This window comes from Cupriavidus sp. OV096 (assembly GCF_900115455.1).
Lineage (GTDB): Bacteria > Pseudomonadota > Gammaproteobacteria > Burkholderiales > Burkholderiaceae > Cupriavidus.
Map to the genome: position 1 here is coordinate 497,805 of NZ_FOWM01000003.1, position 23,496 is coordinate 521,300.

The window sequence follows — 23,496 nt, forward strand, 5'->3', positions numbered from 1 at the left end:
TCACCCCTGCAACGCCGGCACCGGCGCGTACCACGGCACTTCGGGACGTTCGCCGTAGCGGCGCACGCGGATATTGGCCTGCTCGCCATGGCCCGCGAAGTTCTCCATATGGCACAGGCGCGAGCAGTATTCGCCGATCTCGGCGCTGGCGGCATCCGTCGTCACGCGCTGGAACGTGCAGGTCTTCAGGAATTTGCCGACCCACAGGCCGCCGGTATAACGCGCCGCCTTGTTGGTGGGCAGCGTGTGATTGGTACCGATGACCTTGTCGCCAAAGGCGACATTGGTGCGCGGTCCCAGGAACAGCGCGCCGTAGTTGGTCATCTGGTTCAGGAACCAGTCGGGATCGCGGGTCATCACCTGCACGTGCTCCGAGGCGATCTCATCCGCCTTCAGTAGCATCTCTTCACGCGTATCGCAGACGATCACCTCGCCAAAGTCCGCCCAGGCCTTGCCGGCGATCTCCGCCGTCGGCAGGATCTTGAGTTGCCGCTCGATTTCGGCCATGGTGGCGTGCGCCAGCGCTTCGCTATCTGTCAGCAGAACCGCCGGCGAGGTCAGACCGTGCTCGGCCTGGCCCAGCAAGTCGACCGCACAGATTTCGCCGTCTACCGAGTCGTCGGCAATGACCAGCGTTTCAGTGGGACCGGCGAACAGGTCGATGCCGACACGGCCGAACAGCTGGCGCTTGGCTTCCGCCACGAACATATTGCCCGGACCGACCAGCATGTCCACGGGTGCGATGCTGGAGGTGCCGACGGCCATCGCCACCACCGCCTGCACGCCGCCCAGCACCAGGATCTCGTCCGCGCCCGCCATGTGCATGGCGGCGACGATCGCCGGGTGCGGCTCGCCGTGGAAGGGGGGCGCCGTCGCCACCACGCGCTTGACGCCGGCGACCTTGGCGGTCAGGACGCTCATGTGGGCCGAGGCCAGCAGCGGATACTTGCCACCCGGGATGTAGCAGCCGACCGCATTGACCGGAATATGGCGGTGGCCCAGGAACACGCCGGGGCGGGTTTCGACCTCGACGTCGAGCATGGAGTCACGCTGGATCTGTGCGAAGTTGCGAACCTGTGCCTGCGCGAAGCGGATGTCCTCCAGTTCGCGCGCCGAGAGGCTGTTCATCGCCTTCTCAATGGCGGCCTGCGGCAGACGGAAATCCTGGGGGTCCCAGTTATCGAACTTCTTGCTGTATTCGCGCACGGCCGCATCGCCGCGCGCTTCGATGTCGCGGATGATGCCTTCGACGGTATTGCGAACAGCGCTGTCGTCATTGGCACGCGCCTGGACGTCACGTCCACGCTTGAGGTAGCGAATCATGGGGAGTTCCGAGGTTGGTTGTGCATACGTATGCACAGTAACTTTCTTGCATTCGTATGCAAACTCAGTGTTTTCCCTAGCCGATTCTGCGTGACGGGTAAGTCTCAAGTATTCTCCGAACCTGCCGTTAGCCGTGGATCACCCGAGGTCCTAACACCAATAATATGCTCGAAAAAACCTATTTCCCCCGACTGCTCGCCGGCCTCCTCGCGGCAAGCCTGGCATTGTGTGGCGCCGGTGCATGGGCCAGTACCGATCCGATGGCAGCCGAAGGGCCGGCTGTGGAGGCGGACCGGCCGTCCGATGCGTCGCGGACGCGCCTTGTGGCGGAGCTTCAGCAGCGGATCAAGGACAAATCAGTTCGCGAACTGCGCGCGAGCGCCAATGGCGAGTACGCCACGACCCTGATGCTGGCGGAAGATGAAGTGGTCTGCTACGTCGGGCTGCTCTACCAGAACAAGCTGTGGCGCGTGTCGCGTTTCAGCTCGCTGGCGAGCGCGGAATCGGCATACCGCAAGGCCACCGCGCAGAGCGCGGCGCTGGCCGATCAGGCGATCCGCCGGCAAGTGCTGGCGACGGAGCAGCGCCAGTACGAGCGGGCGATCCAGAGTGCGGAAGCCCAGGCGGACGCGCTGGCCACTGAACTGCGCGCCGAGCAGGCGCAGCGTGAGCAGTTCGCCGAGGACCAGAAGACGTTCCGCGCCGACAACGACGCCCGAGAGGCCGACAACCGCAGCGCGCGCAGCCAGTTGGCGAAGCTGCGGCAGGAAATTCGCCGCCTGGAGGCGTCTCTGGCGGACTCTGGCCAGAAGCTGCCGGCGCCGGACAAGGTGCGGCGCTAACAGCATCGCCCGGCCCGGGACCACAAGTCCCAGGCCGGACCGGATGAATCCATGGAGGGGGAGGGGCGCGAGCCCGCTCCCCCTTTTGCCATCCCGCTCAAGGATTGAACGTATCCCCGAGGACCACCCCTTCACGGCGCGGATCCGTGCCGCCCATCCACCCCGCCGCGCCGCCTGACTGGCTGCGCAGGACCGTGTTGACCCCGCTCGCCTGCGCGCCGATCGATACCGTATGGCCCAAGGCACGCAGGCCCGTGACCAGCGGATCGTTGCCGCCGTTGCTTGTGGCGTCGATGTTCGGATGCTCGCCCCCGACCGTGGTGCTTGGGTTGTTGCTGGCACCGAAGTCGACGAGGCCCGAGGACTGCTGGGCGTCGAGCCCCCAGTCGAGCACACCCACGAGCGTCTTCACGACGTATTGCGGGATCGTGCCGCCGCCCGGCGAGCCGGTGGCCATCAGGAAGTCGCCAATCGACCCATCTGCGGCCTGACGGAACACCATCGTCGGCGCCATCGAGCTGCGCGGCCGCTTGCCGGGCTGCACCCGGTTGGCCACCGGTATGCCGCCGCTGTCGGTCGGCTGGGCCGAAAAGTCGGTCAGCTGGTTGTTGAGCAGGAAGCCGTTGGTCATGTGGAACGACCCCATGCTCGATTCAACCGACGTGGTCGCGCTGACCACGCTGCCGTCCGCATCGACGATCGTGAACTGGTTCGTGCCGTGCTCGATCAGCGACGCCACGCCGAGGGGCACCGAACCGAGGTTCCCAGCCGTGGCCGTGCCCATGCTGACCGTCGGCGAGATCAGCGCCGCGCGGGAGGCCAGGTACGGCTTGTTCAGCATGGTGTTGGCGGAGCCGCCGGGCAGGGGGACGAAGTCGGTATCGGCCACGTACTTGTCACGGTCGGCGTAGGCCAGCCGTTCGGCTTCGCTGACGAAGTGCACGCCGAGCACGGTGGGCTTGCCGCCTTCGCCGTCGATGGCGGTCGGCTTCAGCGCGGCGAGGTCGAAGTTCTCGAGAATCCCCATCGCCGACAGCACCGTGATCCCGCCCGACGTCGGCGGCGGCGCCCCGCAGATCCAGTACGCGCGATACGTGATGCAGACCGGGTCGCGCTGCTTGGCCTGATAGTTGGCCAGATCGGCCAGCGTGGTCTTGCCCGGCGTGATCGCCGAGCCGTCCGTGGCGGCCGTCGTGCCGATCTTGGCGATGATGTCGCTGGCGATCTGGCCCGTGTAGATCGCATTGGCCCCGTTGGCAGCCATCTGCGTCAGGGTGTTGGCGTAGGCCGGATTCTTCAGCACCGTGCCGAGCGCCTTGGGCGTGCTGTCGGCGTTGAAGAAGTAGGCCAAGGCTTCGGGGTCACGCTTGAGCGACGTGGCGTTGCTCTGGATGGCGGCGGCCAGCCGTCCGCCGATCGGAAACCCGTTGGTGGCCAGCGTGATGGCATCCCCGAACAGGTCCTTCCACGCGAGCTTGCCATGCTCCTTCTGCACGCGTTCGATCAGGCGCGGGATGCCGACGGTGCCGATCGAACGGCCGCTGGCGCGGGCGCTCGGCACGGGCGGGTTCGTGTTGGTGGCGTCGTCGATATAGCGCAGATAGTTCTCGGTGGCGGCGGCCGGCGCCGATTCCCGGCCATCGTAGGCCTGCACGGCGCGCGTGCGGGCGTCGTAGTAGAGCATGAAGCCGCCCGAGCCCATGCCGGTGGCTTCCGGCACGGTCAGCCCGAGCACGGACTGGACGGCCACTGCGGCGTCTGCTGCGCTGCCGCCTTTCTTGAGCACCGCGCAGCCGGCCGCGCTGGCATAGGCGTTCGACGACGACACCATATAGGTCTTCGCGTAGACGGGCTTGAGCCCCTTGCGGTAGCCGGACGCCGGCTCGGGCAGGGAAGGGTCGCCGGGCTGGTTCGATCCCACCACGACCGTGCTGCCGTCGCTGGCCAGTACCTGGCAACTGGTATCGGCCTGTGGGGTGGTTGGGGTGGTGGGGGGTGTGGCGGGCTTGTCGTCGCTGCCGCCGCATGAAGCGATCAGCAGGGTACTGGCAACGGCGGTGGCCAGCGCCAGCGGGGTTTTCTGGATGCGCAACACGATCTTTCCTCCGGAACTACGACGTGAAAGAACGAGCCCGAGGGCTCGGACTGCAGTGCTGCAAGCTGTTTGGGCGTTGGCATGTCGTCGCGCACGGGCGTGCCCTCGCCCCGCTGGCGCGTGTTGGGCTGCGGTGTGAAAAAACGCGATAAGCGACCCCGTCCCCCGACGGGGGAACCTGTCGGGGGATGCGGTATCTGGAGCCGGATTCGGGAGGGTGGAGCGCTAAGACGAGTCGGTGTCAGTCATGACGCGCTAGACACTTTTGATGGGGAAGTGTCTAGCGTAGTACACCACTATCGATATGCAAGTGCGTTACGCCACGTTTCGTGGTGTTCAGCCGCGCGTGCCTGCCATGGCCTCGCCGTAGCGTTCCATGTGGAAGTCCGTATCGCCGAACAACACGTCCACCATGGCGAGCTGCTTGAAGTAGTCGCCGACCTCCAGTTCGTCGGTCATGCCCATGCCGCCGTGGAGTTGAACGGCTTGCTGGCCGATGAAGCGCGCCGCCCGGGCCACCACCACCTTGGCACCGGCAAGCATGCGCCTGCGCGCGGCAGCGTCGGTCTCGTCGAGCGCCTGTACCGCAACGTAGGCCATCGACAGCGCGAGTTCCTTGTGCACCAGCATCTCGGCCATGCGGTGCTGCAGGGCCTGGAACGTGGCGAGCGGCGTGCCGAACTGCCGGCGCGTGCGAAGGTATTCGCCCGTCAGTTCGATCAGGCGCTCCATCGCACCTACTGCAGCGGCGCACTGTGCGGCGATACCGTGGTCGAGCCCATGTTCGAGCGCAGCCAAGCCGATTTCCGCCTGTCCGATCCGCGCGGCGGCTGGCACTGTCACGCCTTGCAGCCGCAGGTCGGCGCCGCGCAGGCCATCCATGGTCGGATAGCTGGTGACGTGCAGCCCTTCTGTGTCGCGCGGCACGAGGAACAGCGCGAGATCGCCCTCAGGCGCCGGGACCCGCGCGCAGACCAGATAGGTGTCCGCCGCATCGCCATGCCAGACCAGCGATTTGATGCCATCGAGCCGATAGCTATCACCGTCACGCACGGCCGTCGCCTGCGCGGCTTCCGGCCGATAGCGCGTGCCCGGTTCGAGATAGGCGAGGGCGAGCACGCGCTCGCCGCTGGCAAGCGCCGGCAGCCATGCCGCCTGTTGCGCCGCGCTGCCATAGTTGCCGAGCACGGCCGTGCCGACCACCGCGCTCGGGATCACAGGTTCCAGCACCAGCCCGCGCCCCAGTTCCTGGTGCACCACCAGCTGGCTGGCCGGGCCTTCGCCAAAGCCGCCGAAGTCGGTCGACACGGTGAGGCCCAGCACACCCATCTCCGCCAGTGCGGCCCAGATGCCGCGATCGAACGCGCCACCCTGGCGAGCAATCTCCCGGCGCCGCGCAAACGGATACTCGGTCTCGACGAAACGCCGCAGGCTGTCCGCCAGCATCTGCTGTTCTTCGCTGTATTGGAAGTCCATGCCTGTGTCTCCCTTCAGAATCCGATGATCATCTTGGCGATGATGTTCTTCTGCACTTCGTTGGCGCCGCCGTAGATCGATGTCTTGCGCGTATCGAAGTAGGTGGCCGCAGCCGGCGATGCCCAATCCGGCCCGCTGACCGGCTGGACGGTGCCCGCCTCGCGCCACTCCGGCGCGTACGGCCACGCGTTCGGGCCCGCCACCTCCAGTTGCAGCATGGCGATGTCCTGCTGCAGCTCGGAGCCGCGGATCTTCAGGATCGAGGCTTCCGGACCGGGCCCACGGCTACCTTCCTGCGTGGCCACGCGCAGCAGGAGCATTTCCATGGCCATCAGGTCCATCTCAAGCCGGGCGATCTTGTCGCGCATGCGCACATCGTCGATCATCCGCCGGCCCTTGCCGTCGGTAGCCTCGGTGGCGTAGTGCTTGAGCAGGCGCATCTCGCGATGGCAATGGCCGATGCCGGCGATGGAAGTGCGCTCATGGCCCAGCAGGTACTTCGCGTAGGTCCAGCCGCGGTTCTCCTCGCCCACCAGGTTCTCGACCGGCACCTCCACGTCTTCGAACCACGTTTCGTTGACGTCGTGGCCCCCGTCGAGGGTGGTAATGGGACGGATCGTCACGCCGGGGCTCTTCATGTCGATCAGCAGCATCGAGATGCCGTCCTGGAGCTTGGCCTCGCCATCGGTGCGGACGAGGCAGAAAATCCAGTCGGCATATTGCGCATACGACGTCCACGTCTTCTGGCCGCTCACGATGTAGCGGTCGCCCTGGCGCACGGCGCGCATCTTCAGCGAGGCGAGGTCGGACCCCGCGCCGGGCTCCGAGTAGCCCTGGCACCAGAAGTCTTCCATGGTGGGGATGCGCGGCAGGAAGCGGGCCTTCTGCGCCGCGTTGCCGTACTTCTGCAACACCGGCCCGATCATGGCCAGGCCGGTCGGCAGCAGGCGCGGGGCGTCGCCGTGGAAGGTCTCGATCTCGAAGATCAGCCGCTGGATGGCGTTCCAGCCGGTGCCGCCGTACTCGACCGGCCAGTTCGGCGCCCCCCAGCCGTGCGCCTGGAGGATGCGATGCCACCGCACGAAGTCGTCCTTTTCCAGACGCTGGTGATTGCGGACTTTGTCGGCGATGTCGGCGGGCAACTGGCTCCGCACGAAAGCGCGGACTTCCTCGCGGAAATCCTGTTCGGCTCGGGTGAATCGCAAGTCCATGCACGGCTCCCTGCTGGCTGTTGGTCGGATCAGGGAAACGAGCATAGCGGTGGGGCCCCCTCCGCCACCCTCCCCAACATGGGTAGGGGCGGGGAACGGGGTGATCGATACGAAGCAGGTATCGGGCGACATGAAGACGGTATTTGTCGCGGCCGGGGTGCGTCCGTAGCATGCGATCCATCGTTTCGAGGAGATTGCGATGGAGGTGGAAGGTACTGCACGCGCCACGGGCGCAGTTGGCAAGGACGGCAAGGACGGCAAGGAGAGTAACGGGCCGCTGGCCGGGATACGCATCCTGGACCTGACCACGGTGTTGATGGGACCGTACGCCACCCAGATCCTTGGCGATCTCGGCGCGGACATCATCAAGATCGAGCCGCCCGGCGGCGACACCGTGCGTGGCATCGGTCCTGCCCGCAATCCCGGCATGGCGGGCGTTTTTCTCCATGCCAACCGCAACAAGCGCAGCGTGGTGCTGGATCTCAAGCAGCCAGCCGGGCGTGATGCGCTGCTGCGCCTGGCCGCTGACGCCGATGTGCTGATCTATAACGTCCGCCCGCAGGCCATGCAGCGCCTGCGGCTCGGCTACGCGGACATCGCGGCGGTCAATCCGCGCATCGTCTACGTGGGTGTCTACGGCTACGGCCAGCGCGGTCCCTACGCGGCCAAGCCGGCCTATGACGACCTGATCCAGGGCGCCGTGGGCATCCCGGCGCTGAGCACGCTGGCCGGCTCCGAAGAGCCGCGCTACGCGCCGAACGCCATGGCGGACCGCATCGTCGGCATGAGCGCCGCCAACGCGGTGACGGCCGCGCTGCTCTACCGCACCCGCACCGGTGAAGGCCAGTCGATCGAAGTGCCGATGTTTGAGACCATGGCGCAGTTCGTATTGGGCGATCACATGTACGGCGCGACCTTCGATCCGCCAATCGGCCCCGCCGGCTACGCGCGCCTGCTGAACGACAACCGCAAGCCATACCGCACGCGTGACGGCTACCTGTGCGTGATGGTCTACAACGACAAGCAGTGGAAAACGTTCTTCGCGCTGATCGGCCAGCCCGACGTCATGACGAACGACCCGCGCTTCCACTCGATCGGCGAGCGCACGAAGCACATCCACGAGTTGTACCGGATGCTGGCCGAGGTGATGGCCACGCGCACGTCGGCGGAATGGACGGCGGTGCTCGAAGCGGCCGACATCCCAGTCATGCCCATGCACACGCTCGACTCGCTGATGAACGACCCGCACCTGCAGGCGGTGGGGTTCTTCGAGATGGTCGAGCATCCGAGCGAAGGCCGCATGCGCTCGATGGCGGTGCCGTCACGGTGGTCGAAGTCCCAGCCGCATATCGCCCGGCAAGCCCCCCGGCTTGGCCAGCACAGCGCCGAGGTGCTGGCGGAAGCCGGCTACAGCCCGGCGGAGATCGAGGCCATGGCGGCGTCGGCCGCGACCCTCGTCGCGGACGCCTGATCGGGCATCCACCCCCAAGACATCGTTCCAGGAGATGCAGTGATGCACGAGCAAGATTCATCCATTGTCATCGTGGGCGCGCAGCGCACGCCCATCGGCGCGTTCCAGGGCGCTTTATCGACGTTCTCGGCGCCCGAGCTTGGCGCTGCCGCCATTGCCTCCGCCGTGGCGCAGGCAGGGGTGTCGGCCGATAGCGTCGACGAAGCCATCATGGGCTGTTGCCTGTTCGCCGGCCTTGGCCAGGCCCCGGCCCGGCAGGCCGTGCTTGCGGCGGGATTGCCGCCATCGGTGCCGGCCACGACGATCAGCAAGATGTGCGGGTCCGGCATGAAGGCAGCCATGCTGGCGCATGACCTGCTGCGCGCCGGCAGTTGCACGGTGGCGGTGGCGGGCGGCATGGAGTCGATGACCAACGCGCCGCACCTCGTGCCGCGCGGCCGGCAGGGCTACCGCCTCGGCCACGGGCAGTTCCTGGACCATATGTATCGCGATGGTCTTGAGGACGCGTATGAAGGCCATCTGATGGGCTATTACGCCGACCTGACCGCCGAACAGGCTGGCATCTCGCGCGCGGCGCAGGATGCGTTCGCCGCCGAAAGCGTGGCGCGTGCGCAGGCTGCGGTGCGCGAAGGCCGCTTTGTGGCGGAGATCGTCGAGCTGTCGCCGAAGTCGGGGAAGAGCCGCAATCGCGAGCCGCTGCGCGATGACGAGACCCCGGCGCGCTGCGACATCGACAAGATCCCACGTCTGTCGCCCGCCTTCCGCACCGAGGGCACGGTGACGCCAGGCAACGCGTCGTCGATTTCAGACGGCGCCGCCGCGCTGGTCATGATGCGCGAGGCAGATGCGCGGGCAAAAGGCATCGTGCCGCTGGCCCGGATCACCGCGCTCGCCACGCATGCGCTGCCGCCGGGGCAGTTCTCGATGGCGCCGGTCGGCGCCATTCGCCGCGTGCTGGACAAGGCCGGCTGGCAGGCTGGCGACGTCGACCTGTTCGAAATCAATGAGGCCTTTGCGGTGGTGACGCTGCTCGCCATGCGCGAACTGAACCTGCCGCATGCGCGCGTCAACGTGAACGGCGGCGCCTGCGCGCTGGGCCATCCGGTCGGCGCGACGGGCGCCCGGCTGCTTGTGACGCTGGTCCATGCGCTGCGCGAACGGGGGCTGCGCCGTGGCGTGGCGAGTCTGTGCCTGGGTGGCGGAGAAGCCACGGCCATGGCGGTGGAGGTGGCATGAGCATGACCTTCGATCATTCCCCCGAACATCGCGAGATTCGCGAGGCCATCCTGAAGGTCTGCGAGCGCTTTGACGCCGAGTATTGGCTGGAGAAGGACAAGGTCGGCGGCTTTCCGACCGATTTCCATCAGGCGCTCGCCAGGGACGGTTGGCTGGGCATCTGCATCCCGCAAGCCTACGGTGGTTCGGGCCTCGGCATTACCGAGGCCGCCATCATGATGCAGGCCATCGCCGAATCCGGTGCCGGCATGAGCGGGGCTTCGGCCGTGCACATGAACATCTTCGGCCTGAACCCGGTGGTGGTCTTCGGCAGCGAGGCGCAGAAGCAACGCATGCTGCCGCCCCTGATTCAGGGCAGCGAGCGGGCCTGCTTCGCCGTGACCGAGCCCAACACCGGCCTCAACACTACGCAACTGAAGACGCGCGCGGACCGGCACGGCGATCACTACGTGCTGAACGGCGCCAAGACCTTCATCTCCACCGCCAGTTGCGTGGAGAAGATGCTGATCCTGGCGCGCACCACGCCGCTGGAGGCCATCAAGAGCAAGACGGAAGGCCTGAGCCTGTTCTACACGACCATCGACCGGAACCACGTGGAGACCCGCGAGATCGACAAGATGGGCCGCAAGGCTGTCGACACCAACCAAGTCTTTATCGACGGCCTCAAGGTGCCCGTGGAGGACCGCATCGGCGAAGAGGGCAAGGGGTTCCAGTACATCCTGCATGGCATGAACGCCGAACGGATCCTGGTGGCGGCGGAAGCGGTTGGGCTCGGGCGCGTGGCGCTGGCGCGGGCCACGCAGTACGCCAAGGAACGTATCGTGTTCGACCGCCAGATCGGCAAGAACCAGGGCATCCAGCATCCACTGGCCGAATGCTGGATGGAGCTGGAAGCCGCCAACCTGATGGTGCTCAACGCGGCTGCGAAGTTCGATCGCGGCGAGCCCTGCGGCGCGGAGGCCAATGCGGCCAAGTACCTCGCGGCCGAGGCCTGCTACAAGTCCTGCCAGACGGCGGTGATGACGCACGGCGGCTATGGCTATGCCAAGGAGTATCACGTGGAGCGCTATCTGCGCGAAGCGCTGATTCCCCGCATCGCACCGATCAGCCCGCAGCTGATCCTGTGCTTCGTGGCCGAGAAGGTGCTTGGCCTGCCGAAGTCCTACTGAGGAGGCAACAGATGGATATGAAGCGTCGCCGCGCGGTCGGCCGGCGTGGAGAAGGAATAGCCGGCGGCTGCAGGGCTGCCTTTCGTCCCCTTACCGAAATCAGAATCCAAGCATGAGCGACTTCCTCAAGATCGAAACCATCGGACACGTGGCCGTTGCCACGATGAACCGCCCGCAGACCCGCAACGCCTTGTCGGATGACGATGCGATAGAGAGCATCGTCGACCTGTGCCAGGCGATCAACGACGACCTCTCGGTGCGTGTGCTGGTGCTGACCGGGGCGGGCCCGGCGTTCTCGTCAGGCGGTAACTTGAAGACGCTGCGCGATACCGTCGGCACCGGGCTGGGCGTGCCTGCGAATAGCCGTTACGCGTACCGGAACGGCATCCAGCGGCTGCCGCTGGCATTGCAGGCGCTTGAGGTGCCGACGATCGCCGCCGTGAACGGCCCCGCGTACGGTGCCGGCAATGACCTCGCGTGCATGTGCGATATCCGGATTGCCTCGGACAAGGCCGTGTTCGCGGAGAGCTTCGCCAAGTTGGGATTGCTACCCGGCGATGGCGGGGCGTGGCTGCTGCCGCGTGCCGTGGGCATGTCGCGCGCCTGCGAGATGTCGTTCACGGGCGAGGCGATCGATGCGCAGCAGGCGCTGGCGTGGGGGCTGGTCTCGCGCGTGGTGCCTGCGGACGAGTTGATGCCGGCCGCCATGTCGCTGGCGGGGCGAATCGCCGCCAACCCGGGGCACGCGCTGCGCATGACCAAGCGGCTGCTGCGCGAAGGCCAGCAAACCAGCCTCGCCACGCTGCTCGAAATGTCCGCCGGCTTCCAGGCGCTGGCGCACCATACCGAGGAGCACGAGGCCGCGCTCGACGGTTTCCTGAAGCGCTAGCGTCACACCAGCCGGCCGTCGCCGGTCGGCACATGACCATAATGGAGACAACAATGCATCGACAAATCGCGGGCCTGTGCATGGCCGCCATGCTTTGCGCGACCAGCGGCGCCGCCGCCGCCGCGGACTACCCAGACCGGCCGGTCAAGATCGTGGTATCGCTGCCGCCCGGCAGCGGCGCCGACACCACCGCGCGTTTTATCGGCAAGCACCTGACCGAGAAGTTCGGCCAGCCCTTCGTGGTCGAGAACAAGCCGGGCGCCAACAGTTTCATTGCCGCGCGCCAGGTAGCCGAGTCGGCACCGGACGGCTACACGATGTTCGTCGCCAGCAACTCGCCGATGGTGACCAACGCGGCAGTCTTCCGCCAGCTGCCTTATGACCCGATCAAGGACTTCGTGCCCGTGGCGCGCATCGCGCGGTTCCCGATGGTGCTGGCGGTGCCCGCCAGCTCGCCGTACACGACGCTCGACGGACTGGTCACGGCCGCGCGCAACGCGCCGGGCAAGCTGAACTACGCAGCCGGCACGCCGACCTATCAGGTGGCGCTGGAACTGTTCCACGAAACGCGTGGTATCCGCGCCATGCCCGTGCCGTACAAGGGGACGTCGCTCGCCATGAGCGACCTCGCCGGCGGGAGCGTGGATTACACGATGGCGGAGGTGAGCGCCGTGATGCCGCTGGTGCGAGCCGGCAAGGTGCGCGCGCTGGCGGTAGGCAGCCCGGAACGGCTCAAGGAGCTGCCCGGCGTGCCCACCATCGCCGAGACCGGCAGCAAGGGCTACGAGGCGTTCGCCTGGACCGGCGTGTTCCTGCCGGCCAAGACGCCGCAGGCCGTGGTCGACCGGATTGCCAAGGCGGTGGGTGATCTCCTTGCGACGCAGGAAAGCGCGCGTTTCATCGAGACGATGGGCGGCACGGTGTTCCCGGCCACTCCACAGCAGTTCCGCGATTTCCAGGTCAGCGAGATCGAGCGGACACGGCGCATCGTCAAGACGGCGAATATCCACCAGGAGTAGTGCCGCCAGCCTCGCCCGCCAAGCCCGCTGCAGCGATGCTGCGGGCGACGGCGACGAAATTGCTCGCCGTGGCGGTCATCGCATCCGGCAGCGTGGCGAGTGCAACGCCCATGGCCTGTTGCATGGGCCAGTCCCGCAACCGCAGCAGCCGCACGCCGGTGCCGGCGTACTTGACCGCGTTGTTCGGCACCAGCGCCACGCCCAGCCCGCTATCCACCAGACTCAGGATCGATTGCACCTGCACCGCTTCCTGCGCGATGCGCGGCTTGATGCCGGCGCCGTGCAGCGCGCAGGTGATCAGCATGTGCATCGACGGCACCCGCGTGCGCGAGTACATGATGAAGGGCACATCCCCCAGTTCGGATAGGGCGATGTCCGCCTGTGCGGCCAGCGGCGAGTCCGTGCTGACGGCCAGCATGAAGTGGTCGCGCTGCAGCAGGGTCAGTTCGGCATTGGTGGGTTCGAGCACCGGGTAGCGCACCAGCGCCACGTCGAGCGAGTGGTCCTCGAGCCGGCTCAGCAGTTCCACGGTCGTCGATTCCTCGATGGCGAGGTCCACGCCCGGGTACTGTCGCCGATACGTACGCAGCAGTTCCGGCATCACTGAGTACGTGGCCGATCCGATGAACCCCAGCCGCAGCATGCCTTGCTCGCCCGCTTCGCCCTCGCGCGCGGCACGGCGCACTTCCTCCGAATAGAACAGCGTGCGGCGCGCGTTGCGCAGCACCACCTCGCCCGCCGGCGTCAGGCGCAGGCCCGACGGCAATCGATCGAACAGCGTCACGCCCAGCTCTTCCTCGAGCTTGCGGATCGACGTGGAAAGCGGCGGCTGCGCCATGTGCAGTTTTTCGGCGGCACGGTGAAAGTTCAGCGTTTCCGCAAGAATGAGGACTTGCCTGAGTTGACGAAGCTCCATGGGCGCGAAGAAGGGCGGTTGGCAATACGGCTGGCGTATCGGGCGGTCTCTATCCGGTATTGGACGCGGCCGGGCGGGGGCCATAGATTATGCCATCCCGGCACCGCAACAGGCGGCCTGCCGGCCATGCAAAAACCGGAGCCATCTTGACGACTTTGCTTCCCACACCCGGCCTGATTGCGATCCCGCCCGAGGACGAGGCCCTGCGTGCACCGGTGCGCGCCTTCCTGCGCTCGGCGATGCGCGACGTCGCACCCGAGGTCCGCTCCCGCTCATGGCTTGGCTTCGATGCCAGCTTCAGCCAGGCGCTCGCCGCACAGGGCTGGATCGGCCTGACCCTGCCACGGGAATACGGCGGCGGTGGCCGCAGCGGCTTCGCGCGCTTCGTGCTACTCGAGGAATTGCTCGCTGCCGGCGCGCCGGTCTCCGCCCACTGGATCGCCGACCGGCAGACCGCGCCACTGATCCTGCGCTACGGCACGCCGGCGCAGCGTGACTTCTACGTGCCGCGCATCATTCGCGGCGAAGCGTTCTTCTGCATCGGCATGAGTGAGCCCGATACGGGCTCCGATCTCGCCAGCGTGCGCACCCGGGCCACGCGCAACGACGCGGGCTGGCTGCTCAACGGCCGCAAGATCTGGACGACCAACGCGCATCGCTCGCAGTACATGGTGGCACTGGTTCGCACGTCGGGCGTGACCGAGGATCGCCACCAGGGCTTGTCGCAGGTCGTCATCGACCTCTCGCTGCCCGGCATCACGATCCGCCCCATCCGCGACGTGGCCGGCGACGCCCACTTCTGCGAAGTGCTGTTCGAGGACGTGCAACTGCCCGCCGACGCGCTGATTGGCGAGGAGGGCTCGGGCTGGAAGCAGGTGACGGCGGAGCTGGCTTTCGAGCGCAGCGGCCCCGAGCGCATCTATTCGAGCCTGGTGCTGGCGGAAACATGGCTGGCGGAGGTTCGCGCGGCGGGCGAGGTGTCGCTGGCATCCACCGAACTCGCGGGCCGGATCGTCGGCAATCTGGCGGTGCTGCGTGCGATGTCGCTGGCCGTGGCCGACAAGCTGAACCGGGGCGAGAACCCCGAGCAGGAGGCCGCGCTGGTCAAGGACCTCGGCACCGAATTTGAACAGGCGATGCCCGACTGGATCCAGACGGCGCTCGAGCGCGACGCGCAGGTGCCATCGCCCGCGCTCGCACGCACGCTGGCCTACGTGATGCAGCTCGCCCCAAGCTACTCGCTGCGCGGCGGCACGCGCCAGATCCTGCGCGGCATCATCGCCCGCAGCCTCGGATTACGCTGATACTGGAGATGGTTTGATGACCGATTCCCTGCTGGAAGGATTCGAGCGGCCCCTGCTCGATCTCTGCGACGACGAACAACTGCGCCGGACCGAAGCTGGCGAGGGCGCCGCCGACCTCTGGGCGCGCATCGACGCGCTCGGCTACACCGACGCGCTCTTGCCCGAGGCGAGTGGCGGCGCCGGGCTGTCGCTGTCCGACTTGTTCCCGCTGGCGCTGGCCGCGGCGCGTGCCGGACTGCCGCTGCCGTTTGCCGAAACCGCCGTGGCGCGAGCCATCCTGGCCTCGGCCGGCATCACGGGGGGCCCGGGTGCCATCGCCATCGCCCCGCTCGCGCTGGAGGTCGGCGGACAGATCGTCTGCCCGGACGTGCCCGGCGCGGCGCTGGCCGACCATGTATTGCTGAGTCGAAACGACGCCTGGTGGCTGATGCCGACGGAAGGCGCGCAACGCGAGCCCGGTGCCTTCCGGCCGCGCGTGTCGGCCACGGTCCGCTGGCACAGCTCGGCGCAGGCGGTGGCGCGTATTCCCGCCGCCGGGGCCGATGCCGAGACGCTCTGCAACGCGCTACATGCCGTGGGCATGGCGGGCGCCATGCAGCGCATCCAGGCGCTCGGCGTGACCTACGCGACCGACCGCCGCCAGTTCGGGCGCGCCATTGGCCAGTTCCAGGCGGTGCAACAGGAGTTGAGCGTGCTGGCCGAGCAGGTGGCGGCAGCGGTGCTGGCGGCCCGGCTCGGCTGCGCGGCCAGCGCGGGATATCTGCCCGATCCGCTGCTCGCGGCGACGGCCAAGCTGCGAACCTCGGCGGCCGCCACGCGCGTCGCCGCCATCGCCCACGCGGTGCATGGTGCCATCGGCATCACCGAGGAACACGTGCTGGGGCTGTTCACGCGCCGACTGCACGAATGGCGCACCACGGCGGGCACGGAGTCGCGCTGCGCTGCGCGGCTGGGCGGCGCGCTGCTGGCCGAGCCGGCTTCGACGCTGTTCGACTTTGCCCGCACGCGTCTGGTCGCCGAGCGGCCGGCAGTGGCCATGGAGGGCTGAGATGGGGGAGGCGAACCGCAAGGGGCCGCTGGCCGGCGTACGGATCGTCGAGCTGGCCGGCATCGGCCCCGGGCCGATGGCGGCGATGCTGCTGGCCGACATGGGGGCGGAGGTGATTCGCATCGAACGCGAGACGCCGGTGGACCTCGGCGTCAGCAAGCCGCTGCGCTACAACCTCACGCTGCGCAATCGCACATCGATTGCGTTGGACCTGAAGCAGCCGGCCAGTGTCGAGCGCGTCCTGCAACTCGTGGCTGACGCGGATGCGCTGATCGAGGGCTTCCGGCCCGGCGTGACGGAACGGCTGGGGCTCGGCCCCGACGTCTGCCTGGCGCGCAATCCCCGGCTTGCCTACGGCCGCATCACGGGCTGGGGGCAGGAGGGGCCGCTCGCCCAGGTGGCGGGTCACGACATCAACTACATCTCGCTGACCGGCACGCTCGATGCCATCGGCCGGCAGGGACAGCCGCCTTCCGTGCCGCTGGCGCTGCTCGGCGACATGAGTGGCGGGGCGCTCTATCTGGCCATGGGCGTGCTCGCCGCCATCCTCGAGGCGCGCGGCTCCGGGAAGGGGCAGGTGGTGGATGCGGCCGTCGTGGACGGCACCGCGTCCATGGCGATGACGTTCTTTGGGCTGGCGGCGGCCGGGAAGTGGCAGCCCGAACGCGGCACCAACATCCTGGACTCCGGCGCGCCGTTCTACGATGTCTACGCCTGCGCCGACGGAAAATGGATTTCGATCGGCCCGATCGAGGCACGCTTCCATGCCGAGTTGCTGGAGCGCATGGGCATCCCGGCGGACGCCATCGGCCCGCAGATGGACACCGCGAGCTGGCCGCATACCCGCGAGGTGCTCGCCGCCGCGTTCCGCACCCGCACGCGCGCGGCTTGGTGCGATCTGCTCGAAGGCACCGATGTCTGCTTTGCGCCGGTCCTGTCGTTTGCCGAGGCGCCGTCGCACCCGCATCTGAAGGCGCGCGGCACATTCGTCGAGGTGGATGGCGTGGTGCAGCCCGCGCCGGCGCCACGCTTCAGCCGCACGCCTTCGGCCATGCCGACGCCGCCACAGGCGCCGCAATCGCCCGATGCCGACGGCGTGGATGCCGCGCTGGCCGCCTGGGGCTTGTCGCCCGAGGCGATTGCCGGCTGGCGGGGCGCCTGAGCCGGCGGCGGTTCGAGCGGTGGCAGGAAAGAAAACAGGCCCTTGCGGGCCTGTTTTCGTCAGGGGCTGGTGCGGTACCGCTCGCGCAGCGCCTGCTTGTACAGCTTGCCGGTCGGCAACCGGGGCATGCGGTCGATGAAATCCACCGAGCGCGGAATCATGTACCGCGCCACCTTCCCGCGCAGGTAGGCGATCAACTCCTCGCCGAGCGCCGCGCTGGGCACGATGCCTGGTGCCGGCTCGATGATGGCCTTGACCTGCTCGCCCATCTCGGCGCACGGAACGCCGATGACCGCCACGTCCCCGACCTTCTCGTGCGTGACCAGCGCGTCCTCGATCGCCTGGGGATAGATGTTGACGCCGCCGGAGATGATCATGAACGTCTTCCGGTCGGTCAGGTACAGGTAGCCTTCCTCGTCCACATAGCCCACGTCGCCCACCGTGGTCCAGTTGCGATGCCGGGGATGTCGCGCGGACTCGGTCTTCTCCGGATCGTTGTGGTAGTGGAACGCCAGGGTGTCCCGCTCGAAGTAGATCAGGCCCGGCTGCCCCGGGGGCAGGACGTCGCCCTCGTCGTTGCAGATGTGTAGCTTGCCGATGGCTTCGCGGCCGACCGAGCCCGGATGCGCAAGATAGCCGGCACTGTCGATCATCGTCAGCCCGCTGCCTTCGGTGGAGCCGTAGTACTCGTGCAGGATGGGGCCCCACCATTCGATCATGCGCAGCTTGACGTCGGCCGGGCAGGGCGCCGCCGAGTGCACGGCCATGCGCAGGCTCGACAGGTCGAAACCGTGCCGCTCCTGCTCGGTCAGCTTCATCAGCCGGACGAACATGGTCGGCACCCACTGGCTGTGCGTGACACGGTAGCGCTCGATCAGCGCCAGCGCGGCGAGCGGTTCGAACTTCTCCATGAACACGGCGGTGCCGCCCGTGGCTTGCAGCTGCAGCGCCCAGGCCAGCGGTGCCGCGTGGTAGAGCGGGGCCGTCGACAGGTAGACCATGTCGTCGGAGAAGTCGTAGTGGCGCAGTTGGCCGCGCCGGAACGGGTCGATGAAATCGGCCATCCGGGTCGAAGGCTGGGCACGCACGATGCCCTTCGGGCGTCCGGTGGTGCCCGAGCTGTATAGCATCAGGGCACCGAGGGTTTCGGCGTCGAGCGGGGCGTCCGAGACCGTCGCGACGACAGCTTCGTAGCTGTCCCAGCCGTCGATCGTGCCGTCCACCATCAGCCGCGCGGAGCAGTTCGGCATCAGCCCGGTCAGCCCTTCGGCCAGCTCGCGCATGGCATGGGAACTGATGACCACGCGCGACTCGCTGTCCTCGACGATGTAGGCCGCCTCGGCCGGCGTCAGGAACCGGTTGACCGGCGTGACGAGCAACCCGGAGCGCAAGGCCGCCCAGCCGATTTCGAAACAACGGAGGTTGTTCTCCAGCACCATGGCGATGTGGTCGCCCGGGCGCAGCCCCATTTGCTGGAGCCGCCGCGCGAGGCGGTTGGCACGCCGGTCCAGCTCGCCGTAGGTCAGGGAGATGCCATTGCTGCCATTGATGACGGCGATCCGCTCGGGGTGCCGCCGCGCGCGGTCGCCCAGGTGTGTCCAGTCTTCGTTCTGCATGGTCGTGTTGTCTCCGGGTGGCATCCAGCTATGGCAGCGTGTTGGCGAGCACCAGCGCGGCGGCGGCCGTGAACATGCCGCCCACCCCCTGCACGAAACTGCACTGCACGCCATCCACCTGCCGGAAGGCCTCGCCGCGCAGCTGGCGCACGGCCTCCAGGATCGCGAACATGCCGTACATGCCGGTATGCGTGTACAGGATGCCGCCGCCATTGGTGTTCATCGGCAGCTTGCCGCCGGGGCGGGTATGGCCGGCCTCGATGAAACGCGCGGCTTCGCCGTGCGCGACGAAACCGAGATCGGCCAGCCCGTAGAGCGGCAGGTGCGCGAAGGCGTCGTAGATCATCAGATGATCGATGTCAGCGTGGCTCACGCCAGACTCCGCGAACGCCTGGCGGCTCGACAGGCGGAACGCCTTCGAGCTGGTCATGTCGTCCATCATCGAGATTAGCGGGCTGTCGCAGGCCTCGCCCGAGCCGAGCAGGTAGACCGGGCTGTCCGCGCGCCGGAGGTTGCGCGCGCGCTCCGCCGTAGTGATAACCAGGGCCCCGCCGCCGTCGGTGACCACGCAGCATTCGAGCTTGTGGAACGGATAGGCGATCATCGGGGACGCCATCACGTCGTCCACGGTCAGCAGCTTGTTGCGGCTGGCGCGCGGGTTGCCGGCGGCCCAGTGGCTCTGCGCCACGACCACTTCGGCCAGTTGCTCGTGGGTGGTGCCGGTCTCCTTCATGTAGCGCAGCATCGGCAGCGTGAAGGTGTTGGGCGGCGCGCCGCTGCCGTAGGGCATCTCGAACTGGCCCAGCATCGAGAATGGCGGCACTGAGCGAGGCGGCCAGCCCACACGCGAGCGGCCGGACTGGCCGTGGAGCACCAGCACGGTGTTGCAGAGTCCGGCGCGGATCGCGGCGGCGGCGTGCCGCACGTGGACCATGAACGAGCAGCCGCCTACCGAGGTGCCGTCGTACCAGGCGGGCGTGATGCCGAGGTAGTGGGCGACGTCGATGGGGCTGTCCACGGCGCTCGTGATGCCGTCCACATCGGCCAGCGTGAGGCCAGCGTGAGGCCGGCGTCGGCCAGCGCGCGGCGCGCGGCGTCGGCGCGCAGGTCCATCTCGGACAGGTGGGGCAGGGCGCCCAGTTCCGTCTCGGCGGCGCCGGCAATGGCGATGATCTGGTCGAGCCGGCTCATCGGGCGGCCTCCGTCTGGGGCTTGAACTGCGGCAGCATGACCTCGCCGCGCGGCTCGAACACCACTTCGAGCGGCATATCGAGCACGAGGTGCGCCGGGTCGGCGGGTACGCCGACGATATTCGTCATCATGCGCGGGCCTTCCTCGAGTTCCACCACGGCAATCACGTAGAGCGTCTGGCCGGCCCAGCCCGGCATGGCCAGGTGGCTGATCACATAGGAATACAGGCGCGCACGGCCGCTGGCGCGGACCCACGACAAGGTCTCGGCACCGCATTGGTGGCAGTGCGGGCGTGGATACAGCACGTGCGTGCCGCAGCTGTCGCAGACCTGGAGGCGCAGTTCGCCGGCCTGCGTGCCTTCCCAGAAGGGGCGCGTGCCGGGCACCGGCTGCGGCGTGAATTTCGCGACGGGGGATGGAGTCGGGGTCATGCCGGAACGCCCTCGCGGTGCGGGATCTCGCCCGAGATCAGCGCGTTGGGCGCGGCGCGGGCCACCAGATCGGGGATGTGCGCCGACAACTCCTCCGGCAGCCAGCGGCCCTCTTTCTCGATGCGAGGGCCGGCGTGCCAGCCCTCGGCCACCGTGATGGCGCCGCCGCGCACGCCGAACACGCGTCCGGTAATGGTGCTGGATTGCGTGCTGCCGAGCCAGACCACGAGCGGCGCGACGTTGCCGGCGTCGAGCGGATCGAAGCCGCCGCCGGCCTGCGTCTGTTCCGCCTGCGCGGCCATGCCGTTCTGTCGGAACAGGTCTTCGGTCAGGCGGCTCATGGCCGTCGGGTAGATCACGTTGACGGTGGCGCCGTAGCGCTCCAGCTCCCGTGCGGCAACGATCGACATATTGGCGATGCCCGCCTTGGCCGCGCCGTAGTTGGTCTGGCCGACGATGCCGTAAAGGCCCGACGACGAACTCGTGTTGATCACGCGCGCCTCGCGGGTGCGCCCGGCCTTGGCCTCGTCGCGCCAGTAAGCGGCGGCGTGGCGCATCGGTGCAAAGGTGCCGCGCAGATGGACGCGGATCACGGAGTCCCAGTCCGCTTCCGTCATATTGACGAGGGTACGGTCGCGCAGGATGCCGGCGTTGTTGACGAGCACGTCCAGCCCGCCAAAGTGGTCGATGGCGGTCTGGATCAGGCGTTGCGCGCCGTCCCAGTCCGAGATGTCGTCGGTATTGGCCACGGCTTGTCCGCCTGCCGCGAGGATTTCGTCGACCACCGCCTGTGCGGGGCCGCTTGCCGCGCCGGCGCCGTCAGGTGCGGCGCCCAGATCATTGACCACCACGCGTGCGCCGGCGCGTGCAAATTGCAGCGCGTACTCGCGCCCGATGCCGCGACCGGCGCCAGTAATGACGACGACGCGATCCTTGCAAAGCTCGCTCATGACACTCCTTCTGTGTGTGCGGGGGATTCGGAGGTTCGGGGAATTCAGCGCCGGGCCTGCTGGATGGCCTCGACTGCGCGCCGATATCGTGTGGATTCGTTGGCAAGGTCCTGATCGGCCTGCGCGCCCGAGACGGACATCGCTTCGGAGCCGGCAAACGTCGTCAGGAATTGCAGGTAGGCCGGGGACCGTGTGATGGCGGCGACAGCCTGTTCCAGACGCCGCGCCGTGGCGTCGTCGGTCTGGCGGCGGACCGCGAGCCCGATCCAGACATACATCTCGTAGCCGGGGAAGCCCGTTTCGCGCAGCGTGGGCACGGCGGGCAGGTCCGGCAGGCGGGTCGTGGCGGTGCTGGCCAGTGCGCGCAGCTTGCCCGCGCGCACCAGCGGCATGGAGGCGCCGGCGTCGAGCAGGCCGAGGTCCACCGCACCGCCGATCACATCGGCCGATGCCTGCGAGAAGCCCTTGTAGCTGACCGCATTGAACGCCAGGCCACCTTGCTGGGCCAGCAGCATGCCGGCGACGCGGTAGGTGTTGCCGTAGTCGGCCAAACTGACGGCGCCGGGCGTGGCGCGGACGGTCTCCAGCGCCTGCTTCACGTCGGCGTAGGGCTTCTGCGGCCCCGTCACGAGCAGCGCGGAGTTGCGGTAGAGGAACGACACCATGCGGAAGTCCCGCTGGAGATCGTAGTTCGCGGCCTTGTTCAGTAGCGGACCGCTGAGCATGGAAGGCGTCACCAGCAGGATGCTGTAGCCGTCGGCCGGTGCGCTCAGGACGCTCTGCACAGCGATCAGGCCCTCCGCGCCGGGGCGATTCTCGACGATGACCGGCTGGCCCAAGGCAGCGCCGAGCTTGTCGGCGACGAAGCGCGACACGGCATCGCCGCTACTGCCGGGGCCGATCAACAGGACGATGCGCAGCGGACGGGAGGGGAACGTTTCAGCGCGAACACCGCCGGCGCACAACCCCAGGGTCACAGCGAGTGCGGCCAGCGTCGCGCGCCGCTTCGCCGTGGTGCAGCATGGAAACTTGCGTGCCATCGTCATCCCCTCGAAACATACGGTGTTCGGGGATGATGTAGGTCAAAGAGGGTGGGCTACCCTCCCTGTAATGGGGGGGCGGCTCTGCCCCAGTTGGGTGGGCGCGAACACGCCGTTCCTAATCGAGCTGGACATTGGCGCGCTTGACCACCTCGGTCCAACGCTTGTTGTCCTCCGCGATCACCTTGGCGAAGGTGTCGCTCGTGCCATAGAACGGCTGCGCGCCTTCGGCAATCAACTGCTTGACCATGGCCGGATCCGTGGCGACGGTCCGCACGGTGTCCTGCAGCTTCCTGATGACCTCTGCGCTGGTGCCGGCCGGTGCCATCAGGGCTGACCACGACTCGGTCTCGGCGTTCTTGATGCCGAGTTCCTCAAACGTCGGCACGTCCGGAATCGCGGGATTGCGCTGGTGGCTGGCCACGCCGAGCAGCCGGATCTTGCCGGCCTTCGCATACGGCTGCAGGCCCGGAAGATTCGCGAACAGGATCTGGATCTGGCCGCCGAGGAGGTCGGTGGTCGCCGGTCCCGCGCCTTTGTACGGCACGTGGGTGAACTTGACGCCCGTCCGCAGCATGAACAGCTCGCCGATCATGTGGTTGACGGAGCCCTGGCCGGCGGAGCCCATGTTCAGCTTGCCGGGATTCGCCTTGGCGTACTGGAGCAGTTCGGCCATGTTCTTCGCCGGCGTGTTTGCGGAGACAGCCAGCACGTTCGGCACCGTGGCGAAGAGCGCGATTGGCGTGAAGTCCTTCGCGGGCGAGAAGGTCAGGTTCTTCGTCAGGAGCGGCTGGATGACCTGGCTGCCCATGGTGGCGTACAGCAGCGTGTAGCCATCGGCACGTGCCTTGGCCACATAGGCCGCGCCGATGGCGCCGCCGGCGCCCGGCTTGTTGTCGACGATCACCGGCTGTCCGAGCATCTGGGACATGCGCGTGGCCAGCAGCCGCGCGGTGAGATTCACAGTGCCGCCGGGCGCGAAGGGCACGACGAGGTCGATCGGCTTGTTGGGGTAGCCCTGCGCGCCGGCGGCCGAGCAGCACGCCATGGCCGCGATGAGCACGGTGGTGAACTTGAACATGGTTGTCTCCTCTATTCTTGATGTTG

The 23,496-nt window shown here is 67.7% G+C and carries 21 protein-coding genes; 9 read left to right on the forward strand and 12 right to left on the reverse strand.

Annotated features, from left to right (window positions below; genetic code table 11):
• Complete coding sequence (gene hisD, locus BM115_RS09610; RefSeq protein ID WP_092293015.1) at positions 1-1,323, reverse strand: histidinol dehydrogenase; 1,323 nt, start codon at positions 1,321-1,323, stop codon at positions 1-3.
• A gap of 164 nt (positions 1,324-1,487) precedes the next feature.
• Between hisD and BM115_RS09615 the strand changes: the two genes are divergently transcribed.
• Positions 1,488-2,165: a DUF2968 domain-containing protein gene (locus tag BM115_RS09615; protein ID WP_092293017.1), complete on the forward strand. Its 678-nt coding sequence runs from the start codon at positions 1,488-1,490 to the stop codon at positions 2,163-2,165.
• A 97-nt stretch (positions 2,166-2,262) separates the two neighbouring features.
• Here BM115_RS09615 and BM115_RS09620 read toward each other — a convergent pair whose 3' ends face one another.
• The 3 genes from BM115_RS09620 to BM115_RS09630 all read right to left on the reverse strand — a co-directional run bounded on the left by BM115_RS09620 (position 2,263) and on the right by BM115_RS09630 (position 6,947).
• Positions 2,263-4,251: a gamma-glutamyltransferase family protein gene (locus BM115_RS09620; protein WP_255370765.1), complete on the reverse strand. Its 1,989-nt coding sequence runs from the start codon at positions 4,249-4,251 to the stop codon at positions 2,263-2,265.
• Positions 4,252-4,596: 345 nt separating this feature from the next.
• Entirely contained in the window at positions 4,597-5,736 is a 1,140-nt protein-coding gene (locus tag BM115_RS09625; protein ID WP_092293019.1) for an acyl-CoA dehydrogenase family protein, read from the reverse strand.
• A gap of 14 nt (positions 5,737-5,750) precedes the next feature.
• Complete coding sequence (locus BM115_RS09630) at positions 5,751-6,947, reverse strand: acyl-CoA dehydrogenase family protein (RefSeq protein ID WP_092293021.1); 1,197 nt, start codon at positions 6,945-6,947, stop codon at positions 5,751-5,753.
• A 199-nt stretch (positions 6,948-7,146) separates the two neighbouring features.
• On the opposite strand from BM115_RS09630, the gene BM115_RS09635 reads away from it, so the two are divergent.
• The 5 genes from BM115_RS09635 to BM115_RS09655 all read left to right on the forward strand — a co-directional run bounded on the left by BM115_RS09635 (position 7,147) and on the right by BM115_RS09655 (position 12,731).
• Positions 7,147-8,418, forward strand: coding sequence for a CaiB/BaiF CoA transferase family protein (locus tag BM115_RS09635; RefSeq protein WP_092293023.1), 1,272 nt, complete (start codon positions 7,147-7,149; stop codon positions 8,416-8,418).
• A 42-nt stretch (positions 8,419-8,460) separates the two neighbouring features.
• Positions 8,461-9,654, forward strand: coding sequence for a thiolase family protein (locus tag BM115_RS09640; RefSeq protein ID WP_092293025.1), 1,194 nt, complete (start codon positions 8,461-8,463; stop codon positions 9,652-9,654).
• A 2-nt stretch (positions 9,655-9,656) separates the two neighbouring features.
• A complete protein-coding gene (locus BM115_RS09645) occupies positions 9,657-10,823 on the forward strand; it encodes an acyl-CoA dehydrogenase family protein (protein ID WP_092293027.1) in 1,167 nt (388 codons plus the stop codon).
• A 112-nt stretch (positions 10,824-10,935) separates the two neighbouring features.
• Positions 10,936-11,712, forward strand: a complete 777-nt coding sequence (locus tag BM115_RS09650; RefSeq protein WP_092293030.1) for a crotonase/enoyl-CoA hydratase family protein — start codon at positions 10,936-10,938, stop codon at positions 11,710-11,712.
• Between the two features lie 53 nt (positions 11,713-11,765).
• Positions 11,766-12,731 (forward strand): Bug family tripartite tricarboxylate transporter substrate binding protein, encoded by a 966-nt coding sequence (locus tag BM115_RS09655; protein WP_092293032.1) that lies wholly within the window; start codon positions 11,766-11,768, stop codon positions 12,729-12,731.
• On the opposite strand, the gene BM115_RS09660 is transcribed toward BM115_RS09655, so the two are convergent.
• On the reverse strand, positions 12,703-13,647 hold the full coding sequence (locus BM115_RS09660; protein ID WP_092293034.1) for a LysR family transcriptional regulator: 945 nt from the start codon (positions 13,645-13,647) through the stop codon (positions 12,703-12,705). The genes BM115_RS09655 and BM115_RS09660 overlap by 29 nt on opposite strands.
• 146 nt (positions 13,648-13,793) lie before the next feature.
• Between BM115_RS09660 and BM115_RS09665 the strand changes: the two genes are divergently transcribed.
• Genes BM115_RS09665 through BM115_RS09675 form a run of 3 tightly spaced genes read left to right on the forward strand, consistent with a single transcriptional unit; the run spans position 13,794 to position 17,161 of the window.
• On the forward strand, positions 13,794-14,951 hold the full coding sequence (locus BM115_RS09665; protein ID WP_369823380.1) for an acyl-CoA dehydrogenase family protein: 1,158 nt from the start codon (positions 13,794-13,796) through the stop codon (positions 14,949-14,951).
• 16 nt (positions 14,952-14,967) lie between these two features.
• Entirely contained in the window at positions 14,968-15,999 is a 1,032-nt protein-coding gene (locus tag BM115_RS09670) for an acyl-CoA dehydrogenase family protein (protein WP_092293038.1), read from the forward strand.
• 1 nt (position 16,000) lies between these two features.
• Entirely contained in the window at positions 16,001-17,161 is a 1,161-nt protein-coding gene (locus BM115_RS09675) for a CaiB/BaiF CoA transferase family protein (protein WP_092293041.1), read from the forward strand.
• 59 nt (positions 17,162-17,220) lie between these two features.
• On the opposite strand, the gene BM115_RS09680 is transcribed toward BM115_RS09675, so the two are convergent.
• The 7 genes from BM115_RS09680 to BM115_RS09705 all read right to left on the reverse strand — a co-directional run bounded on the left by BM115_RS09680 (position 17,221) and on the right by BM115_RS09705 (position 23,470).
• The gene (locus BM115_RS09680) at positions 17,221-18,777 is read right to left on the reverse strand and encodes an acyl-CoA synthetase (protein ID WP_092293043.1); all 1,557 of its coding nucleotides are present in this window, start codon (positions 18,775-18,777) and stop codon (positions 17,221-17,223) included.
• 28 nt (positions 18,778-18,805) lie between these two features.
• Complete coding sequence (locus BM115_RS09685; protein ID WP_255370751.1) at positions 18,806-19,795, reverse strand: thiolase C-terminal domain-containing protein; 990 nt, start codon at positions 19,793-19,795, stop codon at positions 18,806-18,808.
• Positions 19,726-19,968, reverse strand: a complete 243-nt coding sequence (locus tag BM115_RS27460) for a hypothetical protein (protein WP_255370752.1) — start codon at positions 19,966-19,968, stop codon at positions 19,726-19,728. The genes BM115_RS09685 and BM115_RS27460 overlap by 70 nt, the downstream gene beginning before the upstream one ends.
• Complete coding sequence (locus BM115_RS09690) at positions 19,965-20,399, reverse strand: Zn-ribbon domain-containing OB-fold protein (protein ID WP_092293045.1); 435 nt, start codon at positions 20,397-20,399, stop codon at positions 19,965-19,967. The genes BM115_RS27460 and BM115_RS09690 overlap by 4 nt, the downstream gene beginning before the upstream one ends.
• A complete protein-coding gene (locus BM115_RS09695; protein ID WP_092293047.1) occupies positions 20,396-21,349 on the reverse strand; it encodes an SDR family oxidoreductase in 954 nt (317 codons plus the stop codon). Before BM115_RS09695 ends, BM115_RS09690 begins: the two co-directional genes overlap by 4 nt.
• 44 nt (positions 21,350-21,393) lie before the next feature.
• Complete coding sequence (locus tag BM115_RS09700) at positions 21,394-22,389, reverse strand: Bug family tripartite tricarboxylate transporter substrate binding protein (RefSeq protein ID WP_177219881.1); 996 nt, start codon at positions 22,387-22,389, stop codon at positions 21,394-21,396.
• A gap of 118 nt (positions 22,390-22,507) precedes the next feature.
• Positions 22,508-23,470 (reverse strand): Bug family tripartite tricarboxylate transporter substrate binding protein, encoded by a 963-nt coding sequence (locus BM115_RS09705; protein WP_092293051.1) that lies wholly within the window; start codon positions 23,468-23,470, stop codon positions 22,508-22,510.
• Positions 23,471-23,496: the final 26 nt, after the last annotated feature.